Below are 12032 nucleotides of genomic sequence, written 5' to 3'. Positions count from 1 at the left end.
ATTCACTATCAATGTGCTTAAAATATTGAAAGATGAGGGGCAAGTACTTTGCTATACAGACGAACCATACTGTCAAAAATACTTTCCAATGGCTTGAAAGCCGATTTTGCTCTTATCAGTGACGAAGGAGAGTTCAAGGCGGCATTGTATGTGAACGGCCGGTTCATACCGGGCCCGGCGTTGCCTGAAAAACTTGACCCCCCAAGTGACGATCTTACCCACTGGATGGGTAACAAGCCGGGTGTAGGCCTTTCGACAGAGGAAGCAGAGAAGATTATTAATGCCGTTACCATAGAAAACAGTGTGGTGAAGCACCGCCGGGAATTATAAAAACAATCCCGAGGAACCTTTACTCCGTGAAACCTGCCGCGACGCCGGGCATACCCCGGAGCGAGTGGCAACCACATTATCCCGCCGAGCGCCGCCCCTGCCCATAAAGCCTGTTCACCAGGTATGCCGTTACCGGCGCCAGAGAGATCGCGACCGTTACCGGCATGCTCTCTATCCATTTGCCCTGAATGAAGTAGGGGATCTGAACCTGATAGGCCAAAAACACCGCCCAGCAGAGCACCAGGCCTGCCGGACCGGGGTAAAACGGCAGAAAGACCGCCAGACAGAGGGCATACCAGGGTTGCAGTGTTGGGGTAAGCAGCAAAAACGCCATGGCAATGGCGTAACATACCTCCAGAACCCGACGTACCCTTGCGGCCGGCGACTGCTCACCGCCGACAGTATCGATAAACCGAAGCATAAGCCCGGCGATAACCAGCAGGAAACAGCCGGACAGGAGCAGCCGGGCGCCCGCTCCCGACCCGGTCGCGGCGCGCAGTACGTTGAAAGCGAACCCGGCGAATTCCCAGTTGCGGGCATAGGCGTCCAGGCTGGCGGTCATATTGACCAGATGGGGCAGGAAGGGCAGTATCAGTGCCGCCAGCGTCCCGAGAAAGCCGGCGGCAAAATGCCGCCGGCACCCGGCAGGAACCACCATGAAGAGCAGCGGCGCCAGAATGAACGGGAACAGCTTCACCAAACCGGCGCCCGCCAAAAGCGCCCCGGACAACAGAATCGGCCATTGCCGCCGGCCCGGCGCAGGAGTGCCCCGGCTATCCGTCATAAGCAGGCAGAAAGAGCCGATCAGCATGGTAAAACCTGCTCCATCCACATGTCCCGATCCGGCGATCTCCAGTACCGGCAAAGGATTCCATGCATAGAGCACCGCCCGCCACACCGGCAACTCAAGCCGCTTCAGCAACATCGCCACAAGCAGGCACAACCCCATGTCGAGCAACACCAGAAATACCTTGAGGCCGGTAATGGTACCGCCCAGGGCCGCCCCCCCGGCAAAGAGAACCTGGGCCATCGGCGGATAAATCGTGACATAGCCGGGATGATTGATCCGTGCGTGAACGGCGGCCAGTCCGGGCGGCGGCTTCACGGAGGAAGGGGCGGTTGCGTAGGGGTTGATCCCGTGCAGCACATTGCTGCCGTCCCACAGGTAGCGATAGCTGTCGTCGGACAGTTGCGGCGGGGCGAACAGGAACAGCAGGCGCAGCAGGAATGCCACGACGAGAATGACGGGCAGGGACAATGAGATCTTCTGTCGCTCGCCGTAATAGAGGGAACCGGCAAGCGCCATGGTCATCACCGCTGTGGCGCCGACCAGCAGGGGGACCGCCAAGCGGATCTCCGGCTCCCTGGCCATGAAAGCACAGGCCGTAACGACGGCGGCTGCGAGCAGACAGGCGGGGGCGTTTCCAAATCCGCTTGCCATCAAAAGCATTTTTATACGATTTATCGGCAACGGCTTCTTGGCGCGTGCGGGCCGGCGTTCTTGTTCACTGCACTCTCCGGCTCGAAAACGCCCGTCATTGCAACCGGCGCCCATTAGAGCGGCCGCCGGTGCGGGGCCGCCTCGGCAAGATCCTTGGCGGTCACCAGGGCAAAGCCCAAGGGGAAGAGCAGGAAGAGCGGCACGGCGAACCAGGTTTCTCGCTGCCAGGCGAAGATGAGGGGCAGCAGGCAGTAAAGAAACAGCGCCAGGTTCATGACGATATAGGGGATACTCTTCTGGCGATAGAGGAAGGCCAGCCCCGGCATCCGCTCCCGGCCCCGTACGCCGAATTTAGGGGTCCGCTCAAAGGTCCCGCCGGACCGGAAGAGTCCCTTCAGTACCGAGATCGAGATACTGGGAGCCAGCCCGATGGTGAGGGCGGGCAGCAAGAGGAGATGCCTGAGCTTTCCCGACCCGCTGCGAAGGGAGTAGAGCAGGAAATAGCCCATGATCGCCCCGCTGGTGGCCAAAAAAATCGGCAGATCGATGCGCAGCATCTGGTGCAGGCCGATGCCGACCCGCCAGGTTACCGCCGGGTAAAGGGTCAGCATGACGACCATCCCCAGAAGCCAGTAGATATTGGCCATGAGATGGGCCACCGCCTCGATCTTGACGGCCAGGGGCAGGGGCGCCCGCAGCAACCGGGGCAGGATCTTGCGGGCGGTCTGGACGGACCCCTTGGCCCATCGCTGCTGCTGACTGCGCAACGCCGCCATGGTCACCGGCAACTCCGACGGCACCCGGCATTCCTCCCGGTAAACGAAACGCCACCCCGCCAACTGGGCGCGGTAGCTCAAGTCAAGATCCTCAGTCACCGTATCGGACTGCCAGCCGCCGGCGGAGACGATGGCGCTCCTTCTCCAGACTCCGGCGGTTCCGTTGAAGTTGAAGAACAACCCCTGTTGGTAGCGCACCCGGTGCTCGATACTGAAATGGGGGCCGAGCAGGAGGGACTGGATGCCGGTGAACCAGGAATGATCGGCATTGCAGAAACCCCAGCGGGTCTGAACCATGCCGACCCCGAAGTCCGTGAACCAGGGGATGGTGGCATGGAGGAAATCGGGGGCAGGCATGAAGTCGGCGTCGAAGACGGCAATGAACTCGCCCCGCGCCGTTGCCAGGCCATGGGCGAGCGCCCCGGCCTTGTAGCCGCCGCGGCCGGATCTTCTCACCACGGAGATGGCGATCCCCTGCCGCCGCCACCAGGCGGCCCGCTCGTCCACCAGGCGGCTCGTGTCGTCGTCCGAGTCGTCCAGCACCTGGATTTCGAGCCGCTCGCGGGGCCAGTCGAGACCGGCGGCGGCATCCAGCAGCCGTTCCGCCACAAAACGCTCGTTATACAGGGGCAATTGTACCGTGACCGTGGGGAGTTCGCCCAGGGCGGGCGGCGGCGGGGTCGCAAGCTTTTGGGGACCGTACAGACAGCGGATCAGCCAGATCCGGTGCATTCCGTAAAGGCAGAGACCCAACAGGGCGCTGAAATGGACTACGGTCAGGAACGGAATCAGTAGCGGCAGCAGAGACCTCATGCCCCGATCATACCCGTGCGTCCTTCATGGTGAACAGTACCGCCACTATGGTTCCTCCGGCTCAGGGCAATCGCAGGGGACGCCGAGCTGTTTTTCCTCAAAGAGATACCGGTCCGGCCGCCAGGCCCGCAGCGAACCGGCCTCTCCGTTCTTACCCGCCACATCCTCGGCCGGCACCACCCAGAACTTTTTAGTCCAGTTTCGCCAGACACCGCGCAGCTCCAGATTACCGCGCCGGTCGCTCTCGCCCCTGGCGACGATATCCACCCGAGGGGGGACGTCCGCATACCGGACCAGGGCGTATGCCGAACGGGGGCGCAGCTTGGCGGCATTCAGGGTAAAGGCGCCGGTCGTTTCACCATAGACCAGCTTGCCGCCCGCCCCCCCCTTGACAATAGACCAAGTGGCCGGATTCTTGGCGAACAGCAGCAGTTTTTTCTTGCCGCCGCCCAAGGGCGTTTTTGCCGGGACTTGCTCTGCGCCGGCGCAGATAGCCACGGAGACAACACACAGGATAAACGACAACACCAACAACGCGCGTACGGATCGATATGATAACGCTACGGGTCCCATCATGGCCGCCTACTTTCCTTACTGTCCCGACCGTTTTTCCCAGGCGGCCCACCCACCTTTGAAGTTATGGGCGTCCGGCAGCCCCGCCAACTGGTGGGCCGTCCAGGCATAGCCCGAGCGGATTCCCCCCAGACAGTAGTAGACCACCGGCTTCGAGGTATCCACACCATGTTTGGCAAGCAGCTTTTTCAGCTCCGCCGGAGGGAGCGGGTGACGGTCCCTGCCGGTGTAGAAATCCTCCCACGGGATATGGACGGCGCCCGGGATTCTGCCTCTGATCCATTCAAAGGTCGACCGGACATCCACCAGCGTGTAGGCCCCCTTCCCGTTTTGCACATCCTCCGTGGAGATCTGGTACTGGGGCTTGAGGCCCACACGGTAGCGGGCCTTTGGGACGGCAGGCCTTTCCGCCCCGCGGACCAGGGGGAGGTTCTGGCCGCGCCAGGCCTGAATGCCTCCGTTCAAGAGCCGGATGGGGCCCCTGTGTCCAAGCCAGGAAAGCAGCCAGACATCATACCCTTCGCCCCCCCAACTCTTGTCGGCATCACCGTACACCACCACCGGGCTCTTTTCATCGATGCCCAGCCCGGCCAGCGCCACCGCCAATTCCTGGGGCGGAAACGAGCTGTACTTCACCCCCTTGGCGTCGGTGCGGGTATAGTTCTCCCAGGAAAACGGGATGGCACCCGGAAGATGCCCGGCTTCCCAATCGGACTTGGGGCGGGCGTCAAGCACGACCCACTTTGCGGAGCTGCCCTTCAGGGTGGCCGCATCGATCAACCCCAGATCGGCCGCCATGGCAACCGAAGAGCAGGCGATGGTTACCGCCGCAATAAGCACTATGGCACCAATGACGCGAGGCAAGCCTGATGGTTTGGCGGGCCGGACAGATGTTGCAGCAACCAGCATGACATTCTTCTCCTTTTATCTCACGAACCGGCGACAATAGCCGTGCCGGCCGGTGTTCCCTGCCGTTTTTTCTGCTGTAACTCCAACAGTACTTCCCGGCCGATAACCCAGAGGATCGTGCCCCCTGCCTTGATCGTGCCGCCGATCGTGCGGCTGATCTTGGACGTTCCGGCGGTACGCCGGTGATACGGCACGTCACGCTCCCCGATCCGCAACCCCTGCTTGATCGCCCGTACCTGCATCTCCACTGTCCAGCCGAAAGCCTGGTCGGCCATGGCCAATCGCTCCAGATCCGCCCAGCGGATGACCCGCATCGGCCCCAGGTCCCGGTAGCGGTGCAACCAGAACAGCCTGATCAGACCGGTGGCCAGCCAGTGCCCGAAGCGTTGCTGGAAACTGAGAGCCGCCCGTTCCACCGGCACCCTTCGTCCCAGCATGAAATCACGTTCCCCGGCGGCCACCGGGGCGATCAGGCCGGGAAGGCTCGCCAGTTCGTCGCTGCCGTCGCCATCGACGAACGCCACGATATCCGGCGGGGCTTTGCTCAGGGCCGCCAAACCGGCCAGGCAGGCTCTGCCGTAGCCGGCTACCGGCTCGGTTACGACCCATGCGCCATATGCCGCAGCAACCTGAGCCGTCCCATCCGTCGAGCCGTTATCCACCACAACCACCCGCCCGATCTCCGGCGGCACGCTGCCCAGCACTCCGGGCAGGGACAACGCTTCGTTCCTGGCCGGTATGACCAGGGCTATGTCGAGGGTCGCCGGTCTCACTCGGCAACCGCCCCGACCGCCCGACGCCCCTTGAAGCGCCGGTAGGCTGCCGGAACCAGCGACACCAGCACCACCAGACCGATGCCCAGGAGCGCCGTTGCTGAAACCGTGCCTTTGATCAGCCCCACGAGCGAGCTGGAAAAGACGATGAAGGCGATGCAGGCCGGCAGCATGCAGACAAAGGAGGCGGCCACATAGTGGATGAACGGAACCTTGGTCAGGCCGAAGGCGTAGTTCAGCAGGTTGAAGGGAAAGGCGGGGATCAGGCGGGTGAAGGCCACCACCTTCCAGCCGTGCTGCGCCACCTCGTTATCCAGCCGTTCCCATTTCGCGCCGGTGAGCTTGGCGGCCACCCAGTCGCGGGCGCCGTAGCGGGCGACCAGAAAAGCCAGGGAGGCTCCGATGGTGGCGCCGGTAATGGCGTAGACCACACCCCAGACCGGACCGAAGAGGATGCCGCCGATGATGGTGACCGGTAAACCGGGCAGGAACAGCACCGGAGCCAGGCTATAAATCAGGATGTATATGGCCGGCGCCAGAATCCCGTAGGAGGCGATCAACGCCTGTAACCTCTCCTGCTGGAGATAGTGGGCGACTCCCGACAGATGCACACCGGCGATGGCCGCCACCACCAGGGCCAGCAATAGCGGCGATTTCCAGGAACCTTTCCTGTGTTGCCCCTGTTCCGGGGCAAAGGCTCGTTCCCGTGTCATGACATATCCCTTCTTGCGCTTGAAAGCGCGCTTGAGACGCAGCCGGTTGAGATAGGTAAGAGGTGCCCGTGCACCCTCTTTTTTTCCGAGCAGCGCCTGTTCCGGGGCAAACAGCAGGTCCACCAAGTGGTTTGTCGGCGTATGGCTGCCCAATGCCTGGACGCAACCGGCGCAATAGGTGATGATTCTTCTGCCGGCGGCCTCTTCCTTGCGTAACGCCCCCCATGCCTCAGCCAGTGATGGGTTCAACAGGCTGACGGCTCCGCCCTGCCCGCAACAGACGGTAGTACGTCCGGAGTGGGGCATTTCCTCCACGGTCACCCCCTGCCGCGTGAGCAGGGTGCGTACCGCTTGATGGACCGGCAGAGCGTTACGGATAACACAGGGGTCATGGATGGTCACCGTGCCGGACGCCCTTTTCGGCTGCAGCCCCGACTCGGCCAGGATCTCCCACACGGTTCCGACCTTCAACCCTCGGCCCAGGGAATTGAACATGTTCTGGCAGTTGGGGCAGGCCACCAGAACTTCGTTCACCCCCTGGCTTACCAACCATGAACGCATTTCCTCGAACATGGCCATGGCGTACTGCTCGCGTCCCAGGCTGTCGGACGGTTTCATACAGCAGTCGAAAACGATCCCCATAGCCGGATCCGTTTTCCTCAGTTCGGCGAAGAGCATGTCGACGCCATCAGGCCGGGTGCCGGACAAGGAACAACCGGGGAAGAAAATGGTCGTGCACCCTTGGGGCAGCCGGTACAGGCTGAAGCGCCGGGATGTCCCCAAGCGCTCGTAAGCCAGAAGGGGGGCATGCTCGGGAAAGTCCCCCATGCCACGGTCCACCGCCTCGCGACGCATCTCCAAAAACAGGCCGTCCAGGTCGAGCCGCTCCGGGCAGATCGTCGAGCAGAGCCCGCACAGACTGCACTCGAACGAACGCAGCAAGGATGCGGGCGCCTCCGCATCGAAGTTTTCGGTCATGGACTTTGGCGTGCCGTGCTTCCGCAGGAAGGCGCATTCCCGGACACACGCCCCGCAATCGGTGCAACCGGCCTGCGTTTCGGCAATTTTCTCACGAAGTTCCGGACGGAGTGGATCTCTTATAATAACGCTCATTGCACTATCCTGAATGCTGCATGGTCACGGCACGTTATCGCCCCGCTTGATGGATACGACATGCCGTCCGGATCACACCTGTCGTGTGATCCGGACGGCCATTCACCGCAACAATAACCGTTCGTCACTATATCAGGAGCCAGGTATTCCGGTCTCTCGGGGATTTGCATGATCAGTAGCCCACAGATACCATCCGCCTTCATAGTTGGCGGCAGGCCATCCCATCATATAGGCATAAAAGGTATACATGGCCGACCTCGCCCCGCCACCGCAGTAGAAATACATCTTTTTACCGGGGGTGAATCCCGCCTGCCTCCACTTATAGTCCGCTTCCTGGAATGACATGAAGGATTGGGCATCGGCACTGGAAATATCGTTCCAGTCCCCTATCCACTTGGCGGTGGGAATCCGCCCTTTCTCGTCAAACCACCAGTAATACGAATTGCTTGCTCCGGTAAATTCATCCCAGGCACGATCATCGACGATCATTGCGCTCGCATTCGTTCCCTTGATGACACCATAAAGATCTGAGGTCGATACCATATATTCCGGGTGTCCCGAAGTCACCCCGAAGCTCTGCACAGGGCTCCAGGCAGTTGTACCGGTCTCGACGGCGTTCCCCGCCGCCACCCACGCCTTGTAGCCGCCGTTGAGGATGCGCACGTCCTCAACGCCGGCATACAACAATCCCCAGGCGATCCGCCCTGCAGTCATGGTGGAAATATCATCGTCCGCGTAGACCACGACGGTTTTGTCCTTGGTTATTCCCATGCCGGCAAAGAAACTTTGCAACGCCGAAAGCTCTTTTACGTGGGAATCGGAAGGACTCGCATAACCACTTCCATACTCCGAGGTTGGACCGGTTTCTATCGAATACGTATCCAGGAAAATGGCGCCTGGTATGTGCCCGTCCGTAGCAAAGGGAAGTCCGGCGCCAGTGGTGGATATCTCGTTAGTGGCATAACGTGGATACCAGGACGTAAAGACGATCACATACCCTTTGCCCGGATAAGTGCTTGGAGTGCCCGCTACACCTGGATTACCGCCGTTTATGAGGGTATTGACCCATGCCGGGTCCACAAGCGCCTCATAATGCGTCTGCGCTACGCTCGCCGATACTGTCGATTTTGAGGATGTTGACGAGCCGCACCCCATCAGGGAAACGGCGATCGCCAGCGCTGGAATAACTTTTATCATATATCTTTTCATAGACGTTAGACCTTTCAGTTATTGGCACATCAATGGATAACGGCAATCAAAGCATCAGAATGAATTCATCGCCCATGACCTGTTTTTTCATGCGCCGTATTTGTGACCCAAACCTGGCCGCGCCATTGCCCCACCTACGTCATGAGCGTTTCAGCCTCACTAGCATAGCGTTCTGGGGCGTCATTGTGTTTTGAAATAGACCGACAGACTATAATTGGCCCCGGCTGCCGTGTTCTGACCATAGATCTCCGGGCGGTAGCCGACTTCCACCCCCCATGTGGGCGTCACCTTGTAGCCGACGGTAAGATCCAGCTTGCCCAGATCGAAGTTATTGGTTGTCGTAGGATTGCCGCTGCTGTCCTGTTTTCTGCCGTTATCGACGCTCAATGTACCGTCCAGCTTGGCTCGGGTAAATATGCTTTTGGTGATATCGACGCCAAATTCTATCAAGTAGCGGACCTCGTCGGAAGGGCCGTCCGCACGCCAGCGATAGCCGATCTCCACATTGCCGTAGCCGGGGATAACGGGGTAGAGCGAACGGCCGTAGAGCAGGCGCAGCTCCGTATCCACCTGGTCGTTGCCCAAGGGCAGCGGATCGGTCTTGTCATAGGTCCCCGGAATCTTGACCAGCAGTTGGGTCGAAACAATGCCGACAGCGCTGTCCAGCAGTTTGTAGCGCAGTCCCAGATCCACATCGCCCAGACCGTATGCCTTCGAGCGATTAGAGTTGTCTTCGTTCTCCAGCCATTTATAGGTCAGGGAGTTGAGTGCCGTCAGATCGTTGGTCAGTCCGTACTCGAAATAGTTGCTGACGTTGTGGTCGGTGAAGGTGCCGCCATTCGCCGTGCCGCCGCGATTCCCGGACGAGTCGAAGGTTTCGTGGGCATAATAGTAGTTATACGACAGCTTTTCATAAAAAGCGTTCTTGGGGGCGGTCCAGGCGCCGGCCAAGGCAGTACCGGCGGATACGATGACGAGCAGGCCCGCCGCGAGTAGTTTCGAGTAAAACGTGTTCACACATTGCCTCCTGGGATAAGTTGGTACTGTCGCCGTGGCCTTTCCTCCCGCCGGTTGCCCGTGCGGGCGCGCGACGGGAGGAAAGGTACGGAATGGCCGGAGCCAAGGCTTCGGCCGGGCAAGCGATGTGCTACAGGGCTGTCAGCAGCGACCAGCCAAGATCCACCGGCATATTGGCATCGTTGAACGGGGCGTCGCGGTGAATGGTGCCGGTTGCCGCTTCATAGTACGTGCTCCACACATACCAGGAGTCATAATTCTTTATGTTCGGCCAGCCCATCAGATCGGCGTAGAGGAAGCCCAGGGTGGAACGCCAGCCGGTTCCGCAATAGAAAATAACGGTTTTGTCGGATGTGATGCCCTTGGCGGCCCACATGTCGCGCACTTCGGTGTAGCTGCGCAGGGTTGTGTCGTCATCGATATAGTAACTGCTCGAACTATCGGCGTCATAGCCCCATACCGCGCCGGGGATGCGCCCCAGGCGGGTCAGGTTGGGATCGTAGCTGTAGCCGGTGGTTTCGCCGGTGTATTCCTGAATGCCGCGGACGTCCACGAGCACTTTCCCGGATTCCAGGGTGCCGTTTGAGCGGTAAAAATCCGCATACGTTTTGATCTCCGGGGTCAGCGCCTTGAACTGGCTTTGCGGATTAATGGTAAAACTTGCGGCTGTGGCCGTGCGGGCTGTCGTCTCGACCGTGCCCCCGGTGGCTGTCCAGCCGCTCATGCCGCCGTTCAGATAGCGCACGTCGACCCCGGCGTAGCGAAGTGCCCAATAAACACGTGTTGCAGCGATCTGGCTCTTACCGTACACAATGACGGTCGTGGTATTGCTCACCCCCAGGGCGGCAAGCCGTGCCTCCAAAAGACTGTCGGAAACCAGATCCCAGACGATTTCGTTGGCGTCGGTCACAGGGAAGGGGTTGGCTGGATTAAGATAATCACGGGCCTCCACATTATTGGTATCGAAGTGGATGGCACCGGGGATGTGCCCTGCATTGTATGCGCTGGAGGTTGGTCCCCAACCGCATTCGAATATTTTATAACTGTTGCCGGACGGGAAGGTTGTCGGGGTGCCGCCGGAGATAAGTGTCTGGACCCACCCGGGGTAGACGACCTGCTTGTAATTTGCCGCATACTCCATGGGGAGGTTGGGAGTGGTTGCGGCCCATTCCTTAATCGATCCATCGTAGTTGGCACAGCGGGAATAGCCCATGAGGCGCATCAGGAAGTAGGCATAGGCGCTTCTGATACCGGAAGTACAGTATGAAACCGCTTCCTTGTCGCTGGTCACCCCTCTGGATTCGAACAGGGCCTTGAGAGGCTTGTAATCGAGGCTGGTTCCATCCGCATTATAGTACCAGGCATAGGGAATATTGACCGAACCGGTGATATGTCCCGGCCGCGCTTCACCATAGAGTTGCCACCCCATGTATTCCTCGTCGGTCCGGGTGTCGAGAACCACAAAGTCGCTGTTCCCCAATCTGTTCTCGATGTGTTCCTTCTGTGCGGATATGTCGGTCCGCAGATTCGTCGCGGCGGTAAAGGTCGCGGCGGTGAGCGTGTTGGTGCCTGTCTGCGTGGGTCGTTTGTCCGCCGACCATTTATCCCAGCCACCGTTCAGGATGTGGATATCGTCGCATCCCAGGTAGTCGAGCATCCAGAAGACCCGGCCCGCGGCTCCCCAGGAGTTGATGGTCTCATCGTAGATGACGACGGTTGCGTCGCGGGTGATGCCCGCCGCGCCCAACTGCTGTTGCAGGGTGGCCAGCGGTTTCAGCGCCAGGGCGCTTCCGTCGCGGTAATCCTGCCAATGGAGGTTGATTGCGCCGGGAATATGGGATGCCGTGTACGTGGCGGTTGCCCTCGTATCAATGATGATCAGGTTCTTGGCGCCAAGACTGTCCTGAAGCGAATCCGCCGATACGAGCAGGCTGGAGTTGGGAAAGTCGCTCATGGCAGGCTTAAGGGTAGGCACGGCACTGACTTTACTCGTAGTGGAACTTCCGCACCCATACAGGGACACGGCAACGGACACCAGGAGTGTCAGCACCAACAAAATTCGTTTCATTTTCTTTTTCCCTCCACATTTAATTGCAAACCGGCAGTTTTTAATGCAATTCGGGAGCCAAACGGACTAAATGCTAATATCCATCTGATATCAATAAGTTATCTGCTTAATGAATGGAAATCCTGCTTGCTATTTACTTTTTGAATATAACTGTAACCATTTAATATTAAACATTTTTATAATTGCACTCAAATTTAGCGCCAACAGAGCGTTTCGAGTTTTGCCCCACCATGGTGTCATTTTGGCGCACATGAATATGTGATTTCGCCTTATTTCCCGGTTTTGATTCTCCGGCTT

The 12032-nt window shown here is 59.5% G+C and carries 10 protein-coding genes; 1 reads left to right on the top strand and 9 read right to left on the bottom strand.

Annotated features, from left to right (window positions below; all coding sequences use genetic code 11):
- Window positions 1–48: 48 nt before the first annotated feature.
- Window positions 49–330 carry a hypothetical protein gene (locus LDN12_RS16365; protein WP_223923719.1) on the top strand — a complete coding sequence of 94 codons (282 nt, stop codon included), beginning with the start codon at window positions 49–51 and terminating at the stop codon, window positions 328–330.
- Window positions 331–406: 76 nt separating this feature from the next.
- Here LDN12_RS16365 and LDN12_RS16360 read toward each other — a convergent pair whose 3' ends face one another.
- From LDN12_RS16360 to LDN12_RS16320, 9 genes are all read right to left on the bottom strand, one after another.
- Window positions 407–1771, bottom strand: a complete 1365-nt coding sequence (locus tag LDN12_RS16360) for a hypothetical protein (RefSeq protein WP_223923718.1) — start codon at window positions 1769–1771, stop codon at window positions 407–409.
- Between the two features lie 113 nt (window positions 1772–1884).
- Window positions 1885–3360: a glycosyltransferase gene (locus LDN12_RS16355; RefSeq protein ID WP_223923717.1), complete on the bottom strand. Its 1476-nt coding sequence runs from the start codon at window positions 3358–3360 to the stop codon at window positions 1885–1887.
- A gap of 45 nt (window positions 3361–3405) precedes the next feature.
- Window positions 3406–3936, bottom strand: a complete 531-nt coding sequence (locus LDN12_RS16350) for a hypothetical protein (protein ID WP_223923716.1) — start codon at window positions 3934–3936, stop codon at window positions 3406–3408.
- Window positions 3937–3951: 15 nt separating this feature from the next.
- A complete protein-coding gene (locus LDN12_RS16345; protein WP_223923715.1) occupies window positions 3952–4842 on the bottom strand; it encodes a sulfurtransferase in 891 nt (296 codons plus the stop codon).
- Window positions 4843–4862: 20 nt separating this feature from the next.
- Window positions 4863–5615 (bottom strand): glycosyltransferase family 2 protein, encoded by a 753-nt coding sequence (locus LDN12_RS16340; protein WP_223923714.1) that lies wholly within the window; start codon window positions 5613–5615, stop codon window positions 4863–4865.
- Window positions 5612–7441, bottom strand: coding sequence for a VTT domain-containing protein (locus LDN12_RS16335; protein ID WP_223923713.1), 1830 nt, complete (start codon window positions 7439–7441; stop codon window positions 5612–5614). Before LDN12_RS16335 ends, LDN12_RS16340 begins: the two co-directional genes overlap by 4 nt.
- Window positions 7442–7573: 132 nt before the next feature.
- Window positions 7574–8638 (bottom strand): sulfurtransferase, encoded by a 1065-nt coding sequence (locus tag LDN12_RS16330; protein WP_223923712.1) that lies wholly within the window; start codon window positions 8636–8638, stop codon window positions 7574–7576.
- Window positions 8639–8830: 192 nt separating this feature from the next.
- The gene (locus LDN12_RS16325; protein WP_223923711.1) at window positions 8831–9667 is read right to left on the bottom strand and encodes a hypothetical protein; all 837 of its coding nucleotides are present in this window, start codon (window positions 9665–9667) and stop codon (window positions 8831–8833) included.
- A 130-nt stretch (window positions 9668–9797) separates the two neighbouring features.
- Window positions 9798–11735: a sulfurtransferase gene (locus LDN12_RS16320; protein ID WP_223923710.1), complete on the bottom strand. Its 1938-nt coding sequence runs from the start codon at window positions 11733–11735 to the stop codon at window positions 9798–9800.
- Window positions 11736–12032 lie beyond the last annotated feature (297 nt).

Origin of the sequence: Geobacter sp. AOG2, from assembly GCF_019972295.1 — a bacterium.
In the GTDB taxonomy this organism is placed as follows: Bacteria; Desulfobacterota; Desulfuromonadia; order Geobacterales; family Pseudopelobacteraceae; genus Oryzomonas.
This window is presented reverse-complemented; position numbering and strand designations above follow the sequence as displayed.

Coding starts and splice junctions, on each gene's coding strand:
- LDN12_RS16360 (WP_223923718.1), bottom strand. CDS start 1,771: ATGGCAAGCGGATTTGGAAACGCCCCCGCCTGTCTGCTCGCAGCCGCC.
- LDN12_RS16355 (WP_223923717.1), bottom strand. CDS start 3,360: ATGAGGTCTCTGCTGCCGCTACTGATTCCGTTCCTGACCGTAGTCCAT.
- LDN12_RS16350 (WP_223923716.1), bottom strand. CDS start 3,936: ATGATGGGACCCGTAGCGTTATCATATCGATCCGTACGCGCGTTGTTG.
- LDN12_RS16345 (WP_223923715.1), bottom strand. CDS start 4,842: ATGCTGGTTGCTGCAACATCTGTCCGGCCCGCCAAACCATCAGGCTTG.
- LDN12_RS16335 (WP_223923713.1), bottom strand. CDS start 7,441: ATGAGCGTTATTATAAGAGATCCACTCCGTCCGGAACTTCGTGAGAAA.
- LDN12_RS16330 (WP_223923712.1), bottom strand. CDS start 8,638: ATGATAAAAGTTATTCCAGCGCTGGCGATCGCCGTTTCCCTGATGGGG.
- LDN12_RS16320 (WP_223923710.1), bottom strand. CDS start 11,735: ATGAAACGAATTTTGTTGGTGCTGACACTCCTGGTGTCCGTTGCCGTG.